General features: G+C 72.9%; 18 protein-coding genes. 8 read left to right on the plus strand and 10 right to left on the minus strand.

From position 1 onward, the window contains the following. Positions 1 to 75 precede the first annotated feature (75 nt). Together LUW87_RS19260 and LUW87_RS10725 are read left to right on the plus strand one after the other, a co-directional pair. On the plus strand, positions 76 to 1,233 hold the full coding sequence (locus LUW87_RS19260) for a DUF1214 domain-containing protein (RefSeq protein ID WP_232671167.1): 1,158 nt from the start codon (positions 76 to 78) through the stop codon (positions 1,231 to 1,233). A 7-nt stretch (positions 1,234 to 1,240) separates the two neighbouring features. After that, entirely contained in the window at positions 1,241 to 2,008 is a 768-nt protein-coding gene (locus LUW87_RS10725) for an SDR family NAD(P)-dependent oxidoreductase (protein WP_232671168.1), read from the plus strand. A gap of 6 nt (positions 2,009 to 2,014) precedes the next feature. Here LUW87_RS10725 and LUW87_RS10730 read toward each other — a convergent pair whose 3' ends face one another. From LUW87_RS10730 to LUW87_RS10740, 3 genes are read right to left on the minus strand one after another with little or no spacing between them, the layout of a single operon-like run. Beyond that, the gene (locus LUW87_RS10730) at positions 2,015 to 2,788 is read right to left on the minus strand and encodes an SDR family NAD(P)-dependent oxidoreductase (protein ID WP_232671169.1); all 774 of its coding nucleotides are present in this window, start codon (positions 2,786 to 2,788) and stop codon (positions 2,015 to 2,017) included. Next, positions 2,785 to 3,510 carry a PaaI family thioesterase gene (locus tag LUW87_RS10735; RefSeq protein WP_232671170.1) on the minus strand — a complete coding sequence of 242 codons (726 nt, stop codon included), beginning with the start codon at positions 3,508 to 3,510 and terminating at the stop codon, positions 2,785 to 2,787. Before LUW87_RS10735 ends, LUW87_RS10730 begins: the two co-directional genes overlap by 4 nt. Beyond that, complete coding sequence (locus tag LUW87_RS10740; protein ID WP_232671171.1) at positions 3,507 to 4,817, minus strand: sulfotransferase family protein; 1,311 nt, start codon at positions 4,815 to 4,817, stop codon at positions 3,507 to 3,509. Before LUW87_RS10740 ends, LUW87_RS10735 begins: the two co-directional genes overlap by 4 nt. Positions 4,818 to 4,953: 136 nt before the next feature. Between LUW87_RS10740 and LUW87_RS10745 the strand changes: the two genes are divergently transcribed. Further along, complete coding sequence (locus LUW87_RS10745) at positions 4,954 to 6,105, plus strand: serine hydrolase domain-containing protein (protein ID WP_232671172.1); 1,152 nt, start codon at positions 4,954 to 4,956, stop codon at positions 6,103 to 6,105. A gap of 94 nt (positions 6,106 to 6,199) precedes the next feature. Then, positions 6,200 to 6,454 (plus strand): GlsB/YeaQ/YmgE family stress response membrane protein, encoded by a 255-nt coding sequence (locus LUW87_RS10750; RefSeq protein WP_232671173.1) that lies wholly within the window; start codon positions 6,200 to 6,202, stop codon positions 6,452 to 6,454. A gap of 64 nt (positions 6,455 to 6,518) precedes the next feature. On the opposite strand, the gene LUW87_RS10755 is transcribed toward LUW87_RS10750, so the two are convergent. From LUW87_RS10755 to LUW87_RS10765, 3 genes are all read right to left on the minus strand, one after another. Continuing rightward, positions 6,519 to 7,604: a Rieske 2Fe-2S domain-containing protein gene (locus tag LUW87_RS10755; protein WP_232671174.1), complete on the minus strand. Its 1,086-nt coding sequence runs from the start codon at positions 7,602 to 7,604 to the stop codon at positions 6,519 to 6,521. Next, positions 7,601 to 8,827, minus strand: a complete 1,227-nt coding sequence (locus LUW87_RS10760) for an amidohydrolase family protein (protein WP_232671175.1) — start codon at positions 8,825 to 8,827, stop codon at positions 7,601 to 7,603. Before LUW87_RS10760 ends, LUW87_RS10755 begins: the two co-directional genes overlap by 4 nt. An 83-nt stretch (positions 8,828 to 8,910) precedes the next feature. Next, the gene (locus tag LUW87_RS10765) at positions 8,911 to 9,783 is read right to left on the minus strand and encodes an SDR family NAD(P)-dependent oxidoreductase (RefSeq protein WP_232671176.1); all 873 of its coding nucleotides are present in this window, start codon (positions 9,781 to 9,783) and stop codon (positions 8,911 to 8,913) included. A gap of 281 nt (positions 9,784 to 10,064) precedes the next feature. On the opposite strand from LUW87_RS10765, the gene LUW87_RS10770 reads away from it, so the two are divergent. After that, complete coding sequence (locus LUW87_RS10770; RefSeq protein ID WP_232671177.1) at positions 10,065 to 10,829, plus strand: TetR/AcrR family transcriptional regulator; 765 nt, start codon at positions 10,065 to 10,067, stop codon at positions 10,827 to 10,829. A gap of 173 nt (positions 10,830 to 11,002) precedes the next feature. Here the strand turns inward: LUW87_RS10770 and LUW87_RS10775 are convergent, their stop codons facing one another. After that, positions 11,003 to 11,920 carry a hypothetical protein gene (locus LUW87_RS10775; RefSeq protein ID WP_232671178.1) on the minus strand — a complete coding sequence of 306 codons (918 nt, stop codon included), beginning with the start codon at positions 11,918 to 11,920 and terminating at the stop codon, positions 11,003 to 11,005. A gap of 286 nt (positions 11,921 to 12,206) precedes the next feature. Between LUW87_RS10775 and LUW87_RS10780 the strand changes: the two genes are divergently transcribed. After that, on the plus strand, positions 12,207 to 13,166 hold the full coding sequence (locus LUW87_RS10780) for an ABC transporter ATP-binding protein (RefSeq protein WP_232671179.1): 960 nt from the start codon (positions 12,207 to 12,209) through the stop codon (positions 13,164 to 13,166). After that, positions 13,166 to 14,821, plus strand: a complete 1,656-nt coding sequence (locus tag LUW87_RS10785) for an ABC transporter permease (protein ID WP_232671180.1) — start codon at positions 13,166 to 13,168, stop codon at positions 14,819 to 14,821. Before LUW87_RS10780 ends, LUW87_RS10785 begins: the two co-directional genes overlap by 1 nt. A gap of 83 nt (positions 14,822 to 14,904) precedes the next feature. On the opposite strand, the gene LUW87_RS10790 is transcribed toward LUW87_RS10785, so the two are convergent. The 3 genes from LUW87_RS10790 to LUW87_RS10800 are packed head-to-tail and all read right to left on the minus strand — an operon-like array spanning position 14,905 to position 19,459. Then, positions 14,905 to 15,231, minus strand: a complete 327-nt coding sequence (locus LUW87_RS10790; RefSeq protein WP_232671181.1) for a DUF190 domain-containing protein — start codon at positions 15,229 to 15,231, stop codon at positions 14,905 to 14,907. Continuing rightward, a complete protein-coding gene (locus LUW87_RS10795; protein WP_232671182.1) occupies positions 15,228 to 17,867 on the minus strand; it encodes a DUF2309 domain-containing protein in 2,640 nt (879 codons plus the stop codon). Before LUW87_RS10795 ends, LUW87_RS10790 begins: the two co-directional genes overlap by 4 nt. Further along, positions 17,864 to 19,459, minus strand: coding sequence for a proton-conducting transporter transmembrane domain-containing protein (locus LUW87_RS10800; RefSeq protein ID WP_232671183.1), 1,596 nt, complete (start codon positions 19,457 to 19,459; stop codon positions 17,864 to 17,866). Before LUW87_RS10800 ends, LUW87_RS10795 begins: the two co-directional genes overlap by 4 nt. Before the next feature lie 119 nt (positions 19,460 to 19,578). On the opposite strand from LUW87_RS10800, the gene LUW87_RS10805 reads away from it, so the two are divergent. Beyond that, on the plus strand, positions 19,579 to 20,469 hold the full coding sequence (locus LUW87_RS10805; RefSeq protein ID WP_232671184.1) for a universal stress protein: 891 nt from the start codon (positions 19,579 to 19,581) through the stop codon (positions 20,467 to 20,469). Positions 20,470 to 20,526: the final 57 nt, after the last annotated feature.

The raw sequence follows: 20,526 nt of genomic DNA on the forward strand, positions 1-20,526 counted from the left end.
GCCCGCGGTGGGCCGAGGGCCGACGCCGGACCCGAGCCCCGCCTTCGGCGCGCCCGCGTCACTAGGGTGAGATCCGTGGGGGACGATCTGACGGGCTGGCAGGAGGCGTGCGAGCGCCTGGCGGCACTGGGGAGACGGCTGGCCGACGACGACTTCCCGGCCGCGCCCGAGGACCGGGCCGACGGAGTGGCCCACCTCGCCGAGCAGGCCCTGTGCTGGTTGGGTTGGTCGGTCTTCCACGACGACCCCCGGCGGCCCGCTTTCCACCGCCAGAACGACCTGGTCACTCCCTGGGGCGGACCCAACGCCGACAACGTCTACCGCCACGCGCGGGTCGAGTCCGGTCGCCGGTACCGGCTCCGCGGCCGCATGCACGCCTGCGAGGAGTGGGTGCTGGCGGTGCGCAAGGGGTTCATGCACCAGCCGACCTGGGGAACCGTGTTCGAGATCACCGCGACCGACCTCGGACTCGGCCCGGGCGACGAGATCGACATCGAGATCGGTGGCGACGGACCCATCCCCCTCCCGGAGGGCGCCGTGATGGTGTCGATCCGGGAGTACTACCTCGACTGGCGAGAGGCCGAGCCGGCCACCTTCACCATCGAGTGCCTCGACGACGACGCCGACCAACCCGCACCGCGCCGCACGCCCGGTGAGCTCGGCCCCCGCCTGGCCGAGGGCGTCGACGGGGTCAGCCACTCGCTCGAGTACTGGAACACCTACATGCGCGACAAGGCCGCCGAGCGGCCGCGCAACACCTTCGGGCCGACCTTCGGCCTGGCCAAGGGGCTCGACGCGGCCCGGTACGGCTTCTGCTTCTGGGAGCTCGGGCCCGACGACGCCCTCCTCGTCGAGATCGAAGCCCCGGTGGCCCGCTACTGGAGCTTCCAGCTCTACGAGATGACCTGGTTCGAGCTCATCGACATCACCGAACGGCAGAGCTCGCTCAACCACGCGCAAGTGGCCGTCGACGGCGACGGCCACGTGCGCCTGGTCGTGTCCCACACCGATCCGGGGGTGGCCAACTGGCTCGACGCCGGCGGTCGCGCCGGCGGACTGCTGTCGCTGCGCTGCTTCTGGGCCACCTCCGCCCCCGACGCCCACGCCACGGTGATGCCGGTCGCCGAGGTGGTCGACCACCTCCCGCCGGGCACCGCGACCGTCGACGCCGCCACCCGGGCCGAGACCATGCGGGCTCGACGCCGCCACCTGGCCTGGCGCTTCCGAACCTAGGGGATCGATGCGCGGACGCATGGACGGCAAGGTGGTGCTCGCCACCGGCAGCGCCCGCGGCATCGGGCGGGCAGTGGCCCGCCGCATGGCGGTCGAGGGCGCCCGTCTGTGGCTCAACGACATCGACGACGGTCTTCTCTCGGTGCTCCTCGAGGAGCTGCGGGCCGCCGGCGCGGAGGCCGACGGCATGGCCGGCGACGCCGCCGACTCCTCGTTCGTCGACCAGTGGGTGCAGGGTGCCATCGACCGGTTCGGGCAGCTGGACGTGCTCTACAACAACGTCGGGGTCTCGCGCGAGGGGCTCGTCGGCGACCTCACCGACCGCGACTGGCGCTTCCAGCAACGTCTCACCCTCGACACCGTGTTCTTCGCCACCCGGGCGGTGCTGCCCCCCATGGTCGAGCGGGGGCGGGGCTCCATCGTCAGCATGTCGTCGGGCGCCGGCATCGGCGGCCAGTACGGGCTGGGCGGCTACGCGGCCGCCAAGGCCGGGGTCATCAACCTCATGGAGACGGTGGCCATGGAGTACGGCCCGCAGGGCATCCGCGCCAACGCGGTCACGCCAGGCCCCACCGCCACCGCCCCGCTCCTCGCCTACCTCGAACGCCAGCCCGGCGGGGTGGACGCCCACACCAGCGGGCTCGACCTGCGGCGGCTCAGTCAGCCCGAGGAGGTGGCCAACACCGTGCTGTGGCTGGCGTCGGACGAGTCGTCGAACATCACCGGCATCTGCGTGCGCAGCAACATCCGTGCTGCCAGCAACCGGCCGGACTGAACCCGCTCAGCGCAACATGATGGCGCCGCCGTCGGCCATGATCGTCTGGCCGGTCATGTACCGGCAGGCGTCGGAGAGCAAGAAGGTCACGATGGGGGCGATGTCGTCCTCGGCGTCGCCGTCGCGGGCGATGGGTTGGTTGGCGAAGGTGGCCGCGAAGATCGCCGCTCGCTCGGGATCGTCGCCGGGCGGGGCCCGGTGCGCCACCGACACCGGGCAGACGCAGTTGACCACGATGCCGTGGGGGCCCCATTCGCGGGCGGCCACCCGGGTGAGCCCCCGGATGGCCTCCTTCGACGAGGCGTAGGGCCCGTACCCGGCGGCCCCGTTGAGCCCGCCGTTGGAGCCCATGGTGACGATGCGCCCCCAGCCCTGGTCGCGCATGAGGGGGAACACGGCCTGCATGGCCCACAGGGTGCCCTTGGGTCCCGTGTCGTACAGCAGGTCCATGTCGGCCTCGGTCACGTCCTCGAGCGGGGTGACCGACCGGAAGCTCTGAGCGTTGGCCACCAGCCCGTCGACCCGGCCGAACCGCTCCACCGTGCGGGCGGCCAGCTCGAGCATCCCTTCGCGGTCGGCCACGTCCACGGCCACCGCCAGGTGATCGATGTCGAGGTCGTCGAGCTCGCTCGACAGCGCGTCGAGGCGCGCCTGCTTGCGACCGGTGACGACCAACCGGGCCCCCGAACGCCCCAGGTGGTGCGCCAGCCCTCGCCCGATGCCCCGGGAGGCGCCGGTCACGACCACCACCCGTCCGGTCACGTCGGTGTCGACGGTCAACGCTCCTCCTCGTGGTGCCCGGCGTGCCGGTCGTCGGTGGGGGGTTCGCGGCGCGCCGCCACGTAGACGGCGCTGGCCTCGACCACGACCGCCCCGCCGACGAGCACCTCGCCCGTGGCGTAGCTCTTGCGTCCCTCGTGGCCGGCGTAGCGACCCACCAGCTCCACGGACGTGTCGACCGGCGTGGCCCCCTTGAACGACACGGTGAGCGACACCGTCAACCCCGAGACGCCCGAGGCGGTGACGGCGTTGCCCAGCACCTCGTCGAGGGCGGCGGCCAGCACCCCGCCGTGCACCCGGCTCGGCGAACCGGCGTGGGCCGCGGTGAAGACGCAGCGGGCCCGCACCTGCGCCGGCACCGGCTCGGCCCCCGCCGGCGGCTCAGCCGGCCGTTCGATCCACTCGATGGGTGGGGCCTGCGGGTTGAGCCGCCCCGAACCGGCCTGCAGGAGGCTCTCGAGCCGTCCATCCGGATGGCGCACCAACCACAGCGGCGCCTCGCGTTGCTCGACCCTGAGGGTGTCGGCCACACGGGCGAGGGTCCGAGCGGCCTCGGCCCGCAGGTCGTCGGCCACGTCGGTGAGCACGACCGCCTCCACCAGCTCACGGGTGCGAGCCACCAGCTCGTCGGCCGAGGGCGGCAACGACTCGGGGCCGGGGAGGGCGTCGCCCATCTGCTCGGCCAGGCGGGCGGCCGAGAGGGGCCCGGAGCTGTCGCTCACCGGCTCGATGCTCCGGGCACCGGCGAGGCGGCGGGGTCCTCGACCGGGACCCCGAAGACCTCGACGTAACGGCCGAAGCGCTGTCGTTCGGTGACGGCGTCGAGGCCGAGGTCGGCGAAGGCGTACCGGTGCTCGCCGTGGGCACCGAGCGGCGTGGCGGCCACCGCGGCCACGACCGCCGCCTCGTCCTCGGGTGGCAGCGGGAGACCCAGCCCGTCGTGCACCCCCCGGGCGGCGGCGACGGTGTCAGCCACGATGTCGGCGTGGTGGGCGTGGTGGGTCCTCACCGGATCGAGCGAGCCGCCGCCCTCGGCGGCGGCCAGCGCGTCGAGGGCACGGCCGTAGAGCTCGGCGTGGTATCCCCCGATCTCACCGAGATCGACGCGGTCGCTGTGCGCCCACCGCAGCGTGGCCACCAGGCTCGAGACCGACGGCAGGATCTTCAGGGGGTCGCGATGGGTGACCACCAGGCGGGCATCGGGGTACACGGCGAACAGCTCGTCGAGGGAGTGCAGGTGCACGGGCGACTTGAGCAACCACTGCACCGGCCCGAAGCGACGTTGGAGCACCTGCAGGACCAGGCGGTGCACCTCGTACGCCGGCGCCATGTCGGCCCGCGCCAGGTGGGCCACGTAGGACGGCACGTGGTACCGGGCGGTGAACTCCTCGGACAGGAAGGCGAACGACATCGCCGAGAGGCACTCCTTCGGCATCCGTCCGGCGTAGACGTGGATGGCGTCGAGACCCGAGGAGATGGCGTTGAGCCGGCGGAGCTCCTCGTCGGCCAGCGCCACCCGAGCGACGTCGGGGAACCGGTCCGGGTCGGGCGACGGCACCGGACGCAGAAGCTCCCACCCCTCGGGGGCCCGTAGGCCCGGTTCGGCGGCCAGGGCGCCGAACAGGGCGGTGGTCCCGGTGCGGGGGGCGCCGGTGACGACGATCGGCGCCTCGACGACCTCCTCGCGCACACCGGGATCGACACGCACGTGGGCAGCCAGCTGGAAGCGCACCTCGAGCAGACGCAGGAGGAAGCGCCGCGTGGTCCAACGACCGACGACGGTGAGCTCGGCTTCCTCGTCCAAGGCCTTCAGCACCACGTCGAGCGGTTCCAGGAACCGGTCGTCACCGTCGATCGCCCCGACGCCGGCCTCGGGCCCGAGGCCGAGCCGGGCCCGAGCCTCCCCGAGGAGGGACTCGCGGGTCAGCGGGAGGCGAGCCTCGTCGGTGATCGGCGCCACGTCGCCGCGGTTGGCGGCCTGCACCCAGTGCGGTCTCGGTCCCGGGTCCCAGCCCTCGCTCAGCGTCACCGCCCACGCTCCCCCACCGTTCGGACGCTACCGGGACCGCCCCCACCTCCGCTCGCCCTCCCGCCGGTGGTGCCTGCTCCGGTCGCTCCGGCCGCTGGGATCGGGGTCGACGACGGCACGGAATACTGTGCCGCCCATGTCCGCCCGCCACCCCCACCACCACCACCGCCGTCGTCGTCGGGTCTCCGCCACGCTGGCCACCATCGCCGCCATCGGCTTGCTCGCCGTCGGCTGCGGCGACGACTCCTCCGACTCGACCGGCGCACCACCGACGCTCGACGCGGCCCTCACCACTGAGCTGCAGGACGTGGTCGACACGACGGTCGCCGAGCTGGGCGCTCCCGGTGCCGTGGTGGTCGTCGACACGCCCGACGGCCGCTGGGAGACCGTGGTCGGCACCGCCGACCTCGAGTCGGGCACCCCGCTGGAAGGGGGTCTGCGGTGGCCGCTGCGCAGCATCACCAAGTCGTTCACCACGACGTTGATCCTGCAGCTGGCCGACGAGGGCCTGATCTCCCTGGACGACCCGGTCAGCACCTGGGTCGACGGGATCCCCAACGGCGACGCGGTCACCGTGCGCCAGCTCGCCACCATGACCAGCGGCCTCGCCGACTACACCAACGAGGCGTTCATCGACGACTTCGTCGCCGATCCCGAGCGCCAGTTCACGCTCGACGAGCTCATCGCGTACGGCGCCCAGGACCCGCCGGTGGCCGAGCCGGGCGCCGAGGCCGTCTACACCAACGCCAACACCAACATCCTCGGTCGCATCGTGGAGCAGGTGACCGGCCAGCCCTTCGACGAGGTGCTCGACGAGCGCATCCTCGAGCCGCTCGGGCTGGACGACACCGTCTACCCCACCGACCCCGACCACGGGACGAGCGCCGTGGTGGGCTACCAACCGGGAGACGGCGGCGGCCTGGAGCAGCAGCCGGTGAACTTCTCGGTGTTCGGTCCGGCGGGCGCCATGATCACCACCACCGACGACCTGCTGGTCTGGGCGGAGGCGCTGGCCACCGGCGAGCTCGTCGAGCCCGAGACCCAGCGCGTGCGCCTCGAGGGCCAGGTCCTCGAGGAAGGTCCGGAGTACGACCTCTACGCGTTCGGCATCGGCGACCTCGAGGGTTGGTGGGGGCACACCGGTGAAGGTTTCGGCTTCACCGCCCTCGTCATGCACGACGAGGAGACCGACACGTCCGTCGCCATCTTCATGAACGCCTCCAACCTCGAGAGCCACGGGCCGACCACCCTGTTCCGCCGCCTGGCGCCGCTCCTGAGCGGCGACTGAGCGCGTCGACACGGCAGAACCCAGCCCCGCCGACCACCGACGGTAGGGTCCCACCCGCCGTGGGGGTTCACCTCACGCTGTCCGGGAGAACTTCATGCTCATCATCGCCATCGTGGTGCTCGGCGTCTTCGCCGGCTGGCTGGCCAACCTGATCCTCGGCGGCGGGCTGTTCCCGGACGACTGGGTCCGGCTGTTCCTGGCCGGCGTGATCGGATCGTTCGTCGGCGGCCTGCTCGTCAGCCTGCTCGCCGGCGACGGTCTCGCCCTGCGCCCCTCGGGGATCATCGGCTCCATCGTCGGGGCCGTGATCGTGCTGGCCGTCTGGAACGCGGTGGCCGACCGCCGCTGACTCGGCGACCCCACGGTCGGCGATGCCGGCGTACGCTGCGGTCGGTCCAGGGACCGGGGCGACCTCAGGCGTCGTGGAGGGTCTCGTCGCCACCGAGCTCGACGTCGTCGCAGTAGAACTGCCGGGCCCAACGACGTTGCTCGACGATCGGCTTCTCCGAGCGGGTCAGCACCGGGTGGGTCCGGTACACCTTGTTCTCCCAGATGGCGATGTCCTGGCTCACACCCCCGGCCAACATCTCGGCGGCCTCGCGGGCGGCATCGTTGCCGTTGGCCGCCGGGGCGGTGAAGAGCCACCGCACGTGGACGTGCTCCTCGTCGATCGGGGTCGTCGAGGACAGGAACGTGGTGAAGCCCTCGATGCGGAGCAGACCGAGGCCCAACCCGAACCCCTCGCGCACGAAGGCGCCGTCGCCGCTGACGGTGCGCTTGTAGGTGCCGTCGACCACGAACTCGGTCTCGGGGATGGCGTCGCTGCCGTGGACGAAGGCGAAGTGGGCGTAGTCCACGTTGTTCTCGGCCATGTCCTCGGCGGCCACTGCGATCTCGAACTCCAGCAGCACCGGTTCGAGCCACTCGGGGTCCTCGAGCTCGGGCACCTCGGGCACCTCGTAGAAGGGCGCTCCGTCCCGGGCGTGGTACCAGGCGAAGACCAGGCCGTTGCGCTCGACCACGGGGTAGGCCCGGGTGCGGGCCTTGGCCGGGATCCGGGTGCCCTCGCCGTAGGGGATCTCGACGCACCGTCCCTCGTCGCCCTCGAACAGCCACCCGTGGAACGGGCACCGCAGGCACTCGCCCTCGACCCGGCCGCCGATGGCCAGGTGGGCACCGAGGTGCGGACAGTGGGCGTCGACCACGTGCGCGACACCGTCCTCGCCGCGGAAGACCACGATGTCGCGGCCGAAGTAGTAGAGCGCCCGAACGTCACCCGGGGCCAGGTCGTCGGACTCGGCCACCGCGAACCACCCGTTGGGCACCGGGAAGGGGAACCGGCGTCCCGGGCGACGGGTGACCTGGACGCGCCGGCCGGGATCGGTGAGCAGCTCGGGGTCGCGGGGCATGGGGAACCCGACCGGCATGGCGCCCGCCGGGCCCGGCGCCCGGGTGCTGAACGCACCCAGCAGCCCTTCCATGCGCTCCACCTCGCTCACGAGGCCGCCTCCAGCGGGATGTCCTGCAGAGGCATGTCGCCGTGGATCTCGGCCACCGTCGGCCCGATGCGGTCGACGAGGGGTTGCAGGCGCTCGACGTCGAGGCCGTAGACCCCCACCGCGTTCAGACCCAGGATGGCCCGAGCGTCCTCGGCGGACATCGCACCGAAGCGCCGCCGGACCCGCTCGCGGGTGTAGGGGAACGTGCCCTCGGGATGGGGGAAGTCGTTGCCCCACAAGATGTTGCCCACACCGATGTCGCCTCGGCGGTCGATGTCGTCGCCGCCCGGGGTGGAGGCGGCGAAGAAGCAGTTGCGGTCGATGTACTCGCTCGGGGCCATGGTGAGGTGCTCCCGGAAGACGTTGCCCAGCTTCTTGGTGTTGTGACCCCCGACGTACTTCTCGTCCATCTTCTTCACCAGGTCGGGCACCCACCAGGCACCGTTCTCGGCGATCGAGTAGGTCAGATCCGGGTGGCGCTCGAACACCCCGGACCACAACAGCACCCACAGCGGGCGGGCCGCCCACCACCAGGCCTCGGTGGCGTAGATGGCCATGAAGCCGGGGCCCACCTCGTAGTCGGCGGGGCCGGCACCGGAGTGCGTGTGCAGGACCATGCCCAGGTCCTCGAGCGTGGACCAGACCGGTTCGTACACCGGGTCGTGGTAGGCGGGGGCGTCGAACCAACGGGTGGGGATCATCACCCCGGTGAGGCCGAGGTCACGGACGGCCCTGATCTCGGCCACGGCCAGGTCGACGTCGACGGTGATGGGCACGACCGCGACGCCAACGCGACGGTCGGGCTCCTCGGCCCGGAAGTCGGCCAGCCAGCGGTTGTGGGCCCGGGCGCCGGCCAGCACCAGCTCGGGCTCGGTGTCGCGCCCGCTGGCCAGACCCGAGCCGAACGGCGACGACGCCACCCGGCCGGTGCCGAGCACGTCGGCGTCGGGGAACAGGACCTCCACCGCCACGCCCTCGGCGTCGAGCTTGGTGCAACGTACCGAGCTGTCGTAGGCGGCGGAGAGTCCACCGTCGCCCGTCTGGGCCTCCCATTCGGAACCGAACTCCTCGTCGGTGGTCCGAGTCAGCTCCCGCATCGCCTCGAGCTCGGCTTGATGGGCGTCGAAGCGCTCGTGGTAGGCCGATTCGAGGTACTGGCGGTACAGGTCGGCCGGGGGGCCGGCGTGCCCGTCGGCCGAGACGAGCAGGTAGCGATCCTCCATGGCGGAACCCCTTTCGGCGCCGGACCGGCGCAGGTGCTGGGCGGAGTCGAGGCGGCGGGTGACAGCGACGGAAGGTGCGGACGTCAGCCCAACGGACCGGCGTGGTGGGTGGGCAGCCGGCCCGAGGCGAGGGCATCGGCCCGCCCGTGCAGGGTGGGGCCCATCGACTGGCGATCGATCATGTGGATGTAGTCACCGGCGGTGATGCCCGCGACCACGATGCGGGCCAGCTCGTCGAGGTCCTGCCACGAGAGCTCGAAGCCCTTCTGCTCGGCCATGGCCTCGAGCTTGGCCACGGTCATGGCCTCCGTGGGCCGGGGCTTCTCGCGAGCCAGCTCGGCGGGGCGGGTGCGGTCGGACTCCCACAGCCCGGTGCGCAGCAGACCGCCGGAGGGATAGAAGATCGAGGCCCGCAGGTTGGTGCCCTCGCTCACCAGCTGCTGGGCCAGGCACTCGGTGAGGGTGGTGACCGCCGCCTTGCTCGACGCGTACACCGATGCTCCGGGCAGGGGCTCGATGCCGCCGTCGCCCGACGAGGTGTTGAGCACGTGGCCCTCCTCGCCGGCGGCGATCATGCGGGGTACGAAGGCCAGGATGCCGTGGACCACCCCCATGACGTTGACGCCGTGGACCCAGCGCCAGTCGTTGACGGTGGTCTCCCACACGTTGGCCTTCGGTGCGCCGACGCCGGCGTTGTTGCACAACAGGTGGCAGGCGCCGTAGGTGTCGTAGGTCCGATCGGCGAGCGCCTCGACCGACACCGGATCGGACACGTCGGTGACCACACCGGAGACCTCCCCCAGGGCCGACATCTCGGCCACCGCGGTGTCCACCCGCTCGGGCACGACATCGGCGACCACGACCTTCATGCCCTCGCCCAGGAACGCCCGGCTCAGCGCGGCCCCGATGCCGTTCGCTCCCCCGGTGACCACGGCCACGCGCCCTGCGAGCTCCACGTCTGCTACCCCCCGATGGTGACCGACGCGTCGGGTCGCGCCTGTTCCCCGAGGCAGGACCGACTTTCCGATGGTGCCTAGAAAACTCGCACGGGGTGTGGCACCCGTCAAGGAGCACGGGCGGGGCCCGGAGCACCACGAGGATCCCTCCTGACGCTCCCTCGACGCGGCCACGGGGGATGGCCACCGCCGCAGCTACACCCCGAGCGGCGCGAGACGGCGCCGCCCCGAGCTGGTCGAGAACGATGGGGCCGCAGGTGAGATGCGTAGGGTGAGCGCCGATGCCCGCGTCGCCGCCACCGCCGCCCGCCCACGGGCCCACCACCCGGGGCGCCACCGAGGCCAGCTCGCGGCGCACGGGGCGGCCGCCTCGCATCAGCCGGGACCAGATCGTCGACGCCGCTGTCGAGATCGGACTGCGCGACCTCACCCTCAAGGCGGTGGCCGACCGCTTGGACGTGAGCGTGGCCGCCCTGTACCACCACGTGTCCGGCAAGGACGACCTGCTCCGCCTGGCCGCCGACAGCTCGGCCGGCCGCCTCCGGCTTCCCGAGGACGTGGGCCAGCACTGGGCGGTGTGGCTCCTCGAGTGGGCCGTCTACACCCGCGAGGCCTTCGTGGCCGATCCCGCTCTGCTCGACCACTTCATCGATGCCGACATCAGCGCCGAGGTGATGGCGCCCCGAATCGAGGTGATCCTCGCTGCGCTGTCCCGTCAGGGCTTCTCCGCCACCGAGGCCCGGGCGGCCTACGAGCTGGTGAGCGCCCAGGCCATCGGATCGGCCGTGGCCGCCATCCGTGACGACCGGGCCTGGCGGCGCGGTGACCCGCCGCCTCGGGTCGCGTTGGGGTCCCTGGCCCACCGCAGCCCCGCCGAGTTGCCCGTCATCCGAGCACTCACCGAGACCGATCCGGTGCCCGAGCCGACCGTCGCCTTCGCCGAGCAGCTCCGTCCGGTCCTGCTCGGGATCGCCGTCCACCGCGGCGACGACCCCCAGTCGGTGGCCGAGGTCCTCGCCGAGAAGCCGACCGACCGCGACCACTGACGACCCCGACCACTGACCCCCTGGTTCTTGCACGAGGTCGGGATGAGCAGGGGTCGGGATGAGCAGGGGTCGTGGTGAGCAGGGGCCGCGGTGAGCGGATCGCTCTCGGACGCGGCGACGGCCTCCCGGAGGAGGCCGTCGGTCGCGTCACCCGCAGTGGGGTGCTGATCGGCTCAGCCGGTGAGGCGGGGCGGGGACGCCACCGGAGGAGCGACCGGCGGCACTGGTCCCCCGGGCGTACCCGGAGCTCCCGGCGAACCGGGGCCGCCGGGGCCGCCGGGACCCGAACCGGTCGGTGATCCCGTCACCCCTGATCCATCAGGGGCCGTGGTGGCCGTGGTGGGGGTGGTGTCGGCCGTGGTGGGGGTGGTGGAGGCGGACGAGGTGGTCGTGGCACTGGTGTCGACCAGGTTCGTCGTCATCGACGTCGTGCAGGTGACGGTGCTGCCGCCGCCGTTCTCCGAGCCGTTGCACTGGTTCACCGTCACCGGGAGAACCGAGCTCACCGTGCCCGAGGCGGTGCAGACCATGAACCCACCGCCACCGGTGCCGGACCCGTTGCACTGGGTCACGGCAGGTGAGGCGTCGGAGCTGGGGATGCACGCCGTCATGTCGGTGCCGCCCCCGCCGCCGGAGCCGATGCACTGCTCGAGGGTCAGCGGGGTCGCCACCCCCGGTGCATCCAGGCTGATGTTGTTGACGATGTCGACCGAGCAGACGGTCACGCTGCCGCCGACGTTGTTGGATCCGTTGCACTGGTTCACCGCAGTGACGACGTCACTGGGGCTGACGATGTCGCCGGTGCACTCGTTGAGGGTGCAGATTCGCTCGTACACCACAGTGGAGGTCGCCCCGGTGGCGTCGACGGTGTTCACGATCGAGACAGAGCAGGTGACGGTCAGCGGTGCTCCGTCGGGTCCGGCACCGCGGTCGTTGCACTGCGAGAACGACACCTCGGCGGCCTCGACCGGACCGGGATCGGCGGCGAGCATGACACCGCTCACTCCCGCCAGCAGCGCCATCGCCGCGGCCAGGGCGGCAAACCGGGATCGCCGGCGCGGTGCGGCACGGGTGGGATCGGGACTGTTCATGGTTGCGCTCCTCGCATCCAGGAGCGTTGGGGCAAGCGCCCCGAGACACCACCGAGTCGGTGAGATGGCCTCCAGAGTCCGGAGATCAACCGGACAGAAGAGCGCTCTTTGGGTTCCATCGGCGTGATCTACCCCGACCTTGAGGCATCGGTCACAGTCGCGCCTCATTTTGTGACGACGCGCGCCGCCGTCCCTCCGTGCTCCTGGCCGCGAGAGCCCACCGATCCGCCCCTCCGGCGAATCACTAGGGTGCGGACAGAGAGATCTCTGTGGAGGAGTGCCGCCCATGGCCGTCGCCATCGAGGCCCGACAGCTGCACAAGTCGTTCGGCCCCACCCACGCCCTCGACGGCCTCGACCTCGAGGTGCGCACCGGCGAGGTGCACGGGTTCCTGGGCCCCAACGGCGCAGGCAAGTCCGTCACCATCCGGGTCCTCCTCGGACTGTTGCGCCACGACGACGGCGAGGTCCGGCTGCTCGGTGGCGACCCCTGGCACGACGCGGTGGAGCTGCACCGCCGTCTCGCCTACGTGCCCGGGGACGTCAGCCTCTGGCCCAACCTCTCCGGCGGTGAGGCCATCGACCTCCTCGGACGCCTCCGCGGCGGCCTCGACCCCCGCAAGCGGGCCGAGCTCGTCGAGCGCCTCGACCTCGATCCCCGCAAGAAGGCCCGCACCTACTCCAAGGGCAACCGGCAGAAGGTGGCGCTGGTCGGCGCCCTGGCCTCCGATGCCGAGCTGCTCCTGCTCGACGAGCCCACCGCCGGGCTCGACCCGCTGATGGAGGCCGTGTTCCAGGACTGCATCCTCGAAGCCAAGGCCGAAGGTCGCACCGTGCTGCTGTCGAGCCACATCCTGGCCGAGGTGGAGAAGCTCTGCGACCGGGTCACCATCATCCGCAAGGGCCGCACCGTGCAGCAGGGCACCCTCGCCGAGCTGCGCCACATGACCCGTACCGCCATCGAGGTGACCACCCAACGACCGGTCGACGGCCTGGCCGACCTGGCCGGCATCCACGGCCCCAAGGTCGAGGACTGCCACGCCGCCTTCGAGGTCGACAGCGTCGAGCTCGACACGGTCCTTCGCCACCTCACCACGTTCGGGGTGCGCACGCTCGTCAGCCAGCCGCCCACGCTCGAAGAGCTCTTCCTGCGCCACTACGGCGACGACCTGGCCGGGGTCGACCGCGACGAGGCCCTCGGCCACGATGACGCCGCGCCCGTCCCCGGCGACGCCGACCCGCCCTGATGAGCACCCTGGCGGCCACCACGTCGGGAACTGCCGTGGCCGGCGCGAAGCCCGGCCGGGCCCACGGGTTCGCCGGCACCGGCGAGCTCCTGCGCCTCATCGCCCGGCGGGACCGGGTACGCGTCCTGGTGTGGGTGGTCGCCATCACGGGGCTGGTCCTCACCTCGGCGGCCAGCATCATCGGGCTCTACGACACCCCGCAGTCCTTGGCCGGCTATGCGGCCATCGCCGAGGACAACGCCACCATCATCATCCAGGCCGGTCCCGGGTACGGCCTCGACGACCCCACCACTGGCTCGGTGCTCATGAACGAGGTGGGCATCTGGACGATCATCGCCGTCGCCATCATGAGTGCCTTCATGGTGTCCCGGCACACCCGGGCCGAGGAGGAATCGGACCGGGCCGAGCTCCTGCGTTCGCTCCCCACCGGTCGCCACGCCGCCAGTGCCGCCACCATGGTGGCGGCACTGGTGACCAACGCGGTGGTGGGCGCGGTCGTGGCGGTCGGGCTCATCGCCAGCGGCCTCGATGCCACCGGCTCGGTCGCGTTCGGGGCCACGCTCGTCGGAGCCGGCACCGTGTTCGCCGCCGTCACCCTCGTCACCGCCCAGGTGGCCTCGACCTCGAGGGCGTCCACCGGCCTGGCCATGGTCGTCCTCGGTCTGGCGTTCATCATCAGGGCTGTCGGCGACGTCTCCGGCGGCGCCCTCAGCTGGCTGTCCCCGATCGGCTGGGCCCAGGCCATACGGGCCTTCGCCGGCGAACGGTGGTGGGTGCTGCTCCTGCCCCTGGTGGCGTCGGCGGGGTTGCTCGCCGTGGCCGTCGCCCTGGCCGGCCGGCGCGACTTCGGCTCGGGCCTGCTGCCCCAGCGGGTCGGCCGGGCCGAGGCCCGATCGTCGCTGTCGAGCACCTTCGCGTTGTCGGTCCGGGTGCTCCGCGGGGTGGTGGTGGGGTGGGCGGCCGGGGTCGTCGTGCTCGGCGTCTTCTACGGGATCGTCGCCGACCAGGCCGAGCAGATGCTCGAGGACAGCCCGGAGATGGAGGACTTCTTCGCCCAGCTCGGGCAGGGCTCGATCGTCGACGCCTTCCTCAGCGTCTCCGTGCTGATCATGGGGCTGCTGGCCGGCGGCTTCGTCGTCGCGGCCGTGTTGCGGCTGCACACCGAGGAGAGCGCCGGACGCGCCGATCCGCTGCTGGCCACCCCCACACCCCGCCGCACGTGGGCCGCCAGCCATCTGGCCGCCTCGGGCCTGGGCATGCTCGTCGTGCTCCTGGCCGGGGGCCTGGCCACGGGCATCGGGGCGGCCATCAGCCTGGGCGAACCCTCTCGTGTGCTCCAGCTGCTCGGGGCAACCCTCACCATGGCCACGGGGGCCGCCGTGATGGCCGGGATCGCCTTCCTGTTGTGGAGCGTGGCGCCGCGCTGGTCGCTGCTGGCCTGGGCGCTCTTCGCCGTACCCGTCGTGATCGGGCTGTTGGGCGAGGCGCTCGGCCTGCCCGACTGGGCGTTGAACATCTCGCCCTTCCAGCACGTGCCGGCGATGCCGGCGGCGTCGTTCGCCCTCCTCCCGGTGGCCGTGCTCGTCGTCGTCAGCGCCGCCCTCGTGGCCACTGGCCTGTTCGCCCTCCACCGCCGCGACATGGGACGGGGCTGACCGCCCACAGCTAGCGCCCGAACACCACGACGACGCAGGGGTCTGGGGTGACGGGCGAGGGGGTGAGGGGGTGAGGGGTGAGGTCAGCGGAAGTGGTCGGGGCGGCTCACGTAGACGTCGGACACGAACATGACCCCCGGGCGTTCGCGCAGCAGCTCGCGGACACCGACGACCAGCGTCTCGATGCGCTCCTCGGGAGCGACGGCGAGGACGAGCGACTGCGAGTCCTGCTCGTTGAACAGCAGCGAGCCGCTGCGGAAGCCACCATGGCCGAGGCCCGACACCCCGGAGACCATGGTGAAGCCCACCACGCCGGCGGACGCCATCAGGTCGCGCAGGGCGGGCACGTCGTCGGCCTCGACCACCACCTCGAGTCGGGCCATGCGGGTCAGATCGTCTCGATAGCTCACGGCTCCCCCACCATGGTCGGCGCCACCCAGTCGCGCCAGCCCGCTGGGGTCCACTCGTGCCAGGGGTCGCCCGGACCTCCCCGCCCGACCAGGGTCACCCAGCCGCCTCCGAGGAGGTCGCGCAGCCCCGGATGGCGGTCCACGATCCCTGCGATCCTCTCCAACGGGGCCTCGACCACGGCCATCAGCCGGAGCGGTTCGTGCACCAGTCTCGACCCTGCGGCCACCGACTGGAGGGGAAGCCCGAGGCGCAGGTCACCGCTCCGGCCCGACAGCACGCCCACGTCGCCGACCGGGTTGTGCACCGTCTTGGTGCCGGCGCCGAAGACCTCGGGGTCGGTCGACGAGAGCCAGTACTGGCAGTTGATCCACTGGGCCACCACCAAGGGGGCGGTGAGGATCGTCTCGAGGGCGGTGCCGTCGGTGTCGACCCTCGAGTCGTAGGAGTGGAGGAACACCCGCCGCTGCAGGTCGAGGCCCCGGGTGAGCGACCGGGGCCCGATCACGAACGCGGCGTTGCCGGCGAGCCCCCACTCGGGGAAGGTCTCGCTCCAGTCCGCTCCGCGACGGGCCACGTGGCGGGCCGCCACCGAGCGCGACGCCTCGGTGGTCGTGCCGTCGCCCGCGTCGGGGGCCCCCGGCAGCTGGGAGCAGCGCTCGGCCGCCAGCGCGGCGCCGGCCCGCACGAGGTCGCGCCGCACCCGTTCGACATCGTCGTGGTGGGTGGACGGGACGAGGTGGGGATCGAGCACGGTGACCACGTCGGAGGTGGTGTCGTGCTCGGCGGCGATCACCACCGTGTCGTCGGGCAGGTCGATGCCGTGGAGGCGCAACGCCTGGCGGGTGTCGGCGTCGTTCAACACCGCGGCCAGGACCCGGGCGTTGGGTCCACCGCCATGGCCGCCGCAGGCCCCGCAGCGCAAGGATGCCTCGTAGGGGTTGGCGGCGGTGTCGCTGCTGTGTCCGCAGAGCACGACGAGGCGGGCGAAGCCCGAGGTCAGCCCCATCATGGTGAGCGCGGCGCGGGCGGTGAGCACCCGATCGGCCGGGGGGATCCCCCCGACGAGGTCGACGGCGGTGGGAGGGGTCGGGGCGAGAGAACGGCGGGTGCCCCGCCGCAGGGCCTCCCAGCCCGTCGGCGACGCGGTCCGCAGACCGGCGATCGGTCCGGTGATCCAGCCGGCCGCCTCGGCGAGCGCGAACGCGGACCCGGGTGTGGTCGCGGCCTCGTGGACGCCGTCGGCGGCGCCGGCCCACGCCGCGGTGCGGCGGCGGTTGGCCTCGGCCACCCGATGCGAGCCCACGACCACCTCGGACACCTCGTGACGCGGGTCGATGAGCGCCGGGCAGTTGGCCAGGGGCTGGCCGCCCGACACCGCCCGCCAACCGATGGCCACGGCGAAGAAGCCGGCGAAGCCGAGGGTGTCGATCTGCGGATCGTCCTCGAGGTGGCGACGCAGGCCCTCGGAGCGCACGTCGATGCAGCACACCACCTGGGCGCGCGGCCGCACGTCGACGGCGGGCGGCGCGACGTTCGCGAGGGTGAGGGACCGGAGCAGCTCGTCGCGGTAGTGGGCCTCGTAGGCGGTCTGCCACACCCACGGACGACGGGGGGCGGACAGGTGGGTCAGCGCCCCCACCAGCAGCTCCCACCCGTCCGGGTCGAGCGCACCGGGGTCGACCCCGAGGCGGTGCAGGGCGTGGCGCGCCCTCGTCACCGGGTCCTGAGGCGTGCGCTCGAGCCGAGCCGCCTCCGCGACGGCGGTCATCGGGGTGGGCGGCCCCGCGTCGCCGACGAGGGCGGCGGTCAGCGACAGCCGCAGGGCCAGGTAGTCCACCAGGGCGGCATCCCCGGCGGCCTCGGACCGCCAGCGCAGGTGGGCGGCCCAGCCCGGGAGGGCGGTGAGCTCGGCGCGCAGGACCGAGAGCTGGTCGCTCGGCGCGACGTCGAGCGCCTCGAACGCGGCGAGCACCGCGTCCTCCGCCCGAGACGGGCCTGCGGCCAACCGACGGCGGACGGGCCGCGGCAGCGTCCGGTCGTGGCGCACGAGCTGCTGCCAGGCGCGGTAGAGGCCGGGCTCGCCGCGGATGGGCGACCAAGCCGCCTGCCCCCGGTCGAGGTGGGCGGCACACCACCGCACCACGTGGGCGTCGACGGTGGCCGCCACCTCCGATCCCCCACGGAGGTCGTGGGCCTCGGCCAGGCTGGCCTCGGTGCGACCGCCCACCTCGACCACCTCGCCGTGGTGGAGGTCGGCGAGGACCACGGTCTCGAGGGTCGAACCGTGGCCGGGTCCGGTCTCGGGGGGTACCAGCCAGGTCCCCCAGGGGATCTCGGGGGCCCACCGCCGCAGGGCCACGGCCAGGTCCGTGTCGTCGATGCGACCGGCGGCGTAGGCCGCGCGGTAGGCCGGTTCTCCGAGGTGGCCGACGATGCCGTACCAGGCCCGGGCCGCCTCGATGGCGGTGGGCACGTCGCGGTCCTCGAAGCCCCCGAGGGGGTTCACCGCCACCAGGTCGGCGAGGGGGCGCGACACGGGCAGCACCCGGGCGGCGAGGGAGATGTCGGCCCGCAGGCGGGCACGGACGGCGTCGGAGACGGGCGGTGCAGGCGGGGCCAGGGCGGCGGGGCTCATCGTGTGACCTCGAGGGGAGCGGGGGTGGGACCGGAGGCAGGGGCGGTGGCGCTCGGCGAGCCGATGCGGAGCAGCTCTGTGTTGGCGCGCGAGCGGGTCGGTCGGGAGGGGGCCGGCCGGTGGGTGGACCCGAGGGCCCACACGTAGAGGCGGTCGGCCAGCCCGGCCGTGCCCGGGAGCCCGGCGCGGATGCCCACGACGGCGAGCAGCGCCACGGCCAGGCCCACGAGAGCCCAGGCTCCCGGTCCCGCGGGCGTCGTGGCGCCGATCGGTCCGAGGAAGGTCTTCACCGTGTGCACCAGGCCGACGTAGGCGAGCGCGGCGGCCGTGCTGCCGACGAGCGCCCAGGCCCATCCGGCGGCGTCGCCCCGGCGCCGAGCCCACCCGGCGGTGCCGGCGACGATGGCCGCCCAGGCGAACACCAACAGGGCGGCCTCGGCGGCACCCCAGCCGAGGGCGCCCACGGCGGTGGCGAGGACCAGCCCCGGCGCCAGCGCCAGGAGGGCGAGCACCGCGACGGTCGGTGCCCGCAGGGTGGTGGGCGGGGGCAGCGTCCGCTGGTGGGTGGCCTCGTGCACCACAGCACCCGAGCCCAGGAAGCGGGCGGACTTGTACAGGCCGTGCCCGACGAGGTGGACGACCGCGGCGGCGGGGAGGCCGGCGGCCACGGTGACCAGCATGAAGCCCATCTGGGCCGAGGTGGAGCGGGCCAGCTCACCCTTCACGTCGGCGCTCACCGACATCGTGAGCACCGACCACACGGCCGTGGCCCCGGCGGCCAGGGCCACGAGCGCCCAGGCCCCGGTGGCGGCCGAGAGGAGGGGGGCGACCACGATCAACAGCAGCCCGCCACCGTTGACGACGCCGGCGTGCAACAGCGCCGAGACCGGGGTGGGTGCCCCGACGGTGAGGGGCAGCCAGCCCGGGAGCGGCATCTGGGCGCAGCGCGACAGGGCGGCGACGACCACCAAGAGGGCCACTGGCGTCGCCCACCCACCCAGTTCGGACGCCGCGGCCGCCACTGCGCCGGGGTCGCGGAGATCGAAGCTCCCGGCCACCCCCAGCACCGCCACCACGGCGACGACCAGTGACACGTCGCCGAGACCCACTCCCCAGCGCACCAGCCGGAGGTCGGCGGCCACGCTCGGGTCGTCGCGCCGGAGGCCGACGAGGCCGACCACCGCCGCTCCGGAGACCACCCAGGCCAGGGCCAGGGTGGCGGGGGTGGCGGCGGCGACGAGCACCATCGACGAGGCCGTGAGGGTGACGGTGAGGCCGACGAACCGGTCCCGCCACGGTTCGGTGCGCAGGTAGCGCAGGGCGTAGCCCTGCACCGTGGCGCTCACCCCGATGACGAGGACGAGGAGCAGCACCGCCAACCGGTCGGCAGACACCGCCAACCAGGGCGCCGCCTCGGGCCCCAGGGCCAGCGTGGGGCGGCCGCCACCCAGGCTGGCACCGACGAGAGCCAGGGCGCCGACCAGGGCACCCAACGTGGCCCGGAGGGCGAGCCGGGCGAGCCGTTCGCTCCGGTCGGGGGAGGGTCCCGACGCGGAGGCCGGGCGGGATGCAGTGGACCACGTCGACAACATACGAAGCACAATAGCAGTATTTTGTTTCCTGTAAAGTCTTGCTTGTGTTGCCAAAGGTCCTTCCGCACGACGACGGGGTGCCCTCGCCCCCGGCTCGGGACATCCCTAGGGTCGGAGACATGAGCGATGCACCTCCACCTCCGGCCGGTCCTCCTCTTCGCCGCCCGGTGGCCGTGGCCGTCGACGGATCCGAAGGATCCCGGATCGCCCTTCGCTGGGCGGCGGCCACGGCGACCGCGACGGGCACGAAGCTGCGGGTCCTGCGTTCCTGGGAGTACCCCTCCTCGCTGCCCCTCCCCTTCGCCGACCTCAACCCCAAGGCACCCGAGACGATCGACGACGAGATCCTCGAGGAGCTGAGGGGCTTCGTCGACGAGACCTTGGGCGACACCCACGGTGCCGAGCTCTCGGTGCTGCGAGGGCCCGCCGCGGCTGCCATCCTCGGCGCGGTCGACGAGCGTCGGCCGTCCATGCTGGTCGTGGGCTCGCGCGGGCTCGGAGGCTTCCGCGGGCTCCTGCTCGGCTCGGTGAGCCGGAGGTGCCTCGAGTATGCGTCGTGCACCGTCGTGGTGGTTCCCGAGGGCACCACCCCCGCCGCCGGACTGCATCACCTGGTCGTCGGTCTCGACGGATCCGACGCCTCCGGCCTGGCTCTGCGATGGGCGCGCGACGTCGCCGTCGCCAGCGGGGCCGCCCTCACCGCCCTCCACGTGTTCTCGCCGCCCTTCGCCGAGATACCACCCCAGGTCGTCGCCGAGCTCCGTCAGGAAGCTGACCAGCAGGTCCAGCGGGCCATGGACCGCGCGGCCGTCGCCCCCGACCTCGTCACCGTCGAGGGTGATCCCCGTGACGCGCTGATGGGTTCTGCCCGGGAGCGTCAGGCGGATCTCGTCGTCGTCGGCGCCACCGGCGGCGGCTCGGTCAAGCACCTCCTCGGTGCGGTCTCTGCCCACCTGGCGGCCCACACGCCCCTCCCGCTGGCCGTGGTGCGCACCGACCTGGACGACTGACGTGCGCCAACTTCGATCACCTTCCCCACCAGGCCGCGAGCCGAACCCCGCAACCCG

It is taken from the genome of Rhabdothermincola salaria (assembly GCF_021246445.1).
Taxonomy (GTDB): domain Bacteria; phylum Actinomycetota; class Acidimicrobiia; order Acidimicrobiales; family Acidimicrobilacustridaceae; genus Rhabdothermincola_A; species Rhabdothermincola_A salaria.

Excerpts from the sequence above, each read along its gene's own strand:
- LUW87_RS10725 (WP_232671168.1), top strand. The coding sequence starts at position 1,241 with ATGCGCGGACGCATGGACGGCAAGGTGGTGCTCGCCACCGGCAGCGCC.
- LUW87_RS10745 (WP_232671172.1), top strand. The coding sequence starts at position 4,954 with ATGTCCGCCCGCCACCCCCACCACCACCACCGCCGTCGTCGTCGGGTC.
- LUW87_RS10750 (WP_232671173.1), top strand. The coding sequence starts at position 6,200 with ATGCTCATCATCGCCATCGTGGTGCTCGGCGTCTTCGCCGGCTGGCTG.
- LUW87_RS10760 (WP_232671175.1), bottom strand. The coding sequence starts at position 8,827 with ATGGAGGATCGCTACCTGCTCGTCTCGGCCGACGGGCACGCCGGCCCC.
- LUW87_RS10770 (WP_232671177.1), top strand. The coding sequence starts at position 10,065 with ATGCCCGCGTCGCCGCCACCGCCGCCCGCCCACGGGCCCACCACCCGG.
- LUW87_RS10775 (WP_232671178.1), bottom strand. The coding sequence starts at position 11,920 with ATGAACAGTCCCGATCCCACCCGTGCCGCACCGCGCCGGCGATCCCGG.
- LUW87_RS10780 (WP_232671179.1), top strand. The coding sequence starts at position 12,207 with ATGGCCGTCGCCATCGAGGCCCGACAGCTGCACAAGTCGTTCGGCCCC.
- LUW87_RS10785 (WP_232671180.1), top strand. The coding sequence starts at position 13,166 with ATGAGCACCCTGGCGGCCACCACGTCGGGAACTGCCGTGGCCGGCGCG.
- LUW87_RS10795 (WP_232671182.1), bottom strand. The coding sequence starts at position 17,867 with ATGAGCCCCGCCGCCCTGGCCCCGCCTGCACCGCCCGTCTCCGACGCC.
- LUW87_RS10800 (WP_232671183.1), bottom strand. The coding sequence starts at position 19,459 with ATGTTGTCGACGTGGTCCACTGCATCCCGCCCGGCCTCCGCGTCGGGA.
- LUW87_RS10805 (WP_232671184.1), top strand. The coding sequence starts at position 19,579 with ATGAGCGATGCACCTCCACCTCCGGCCGGTCCTCCTCTTCGCCGCCCG.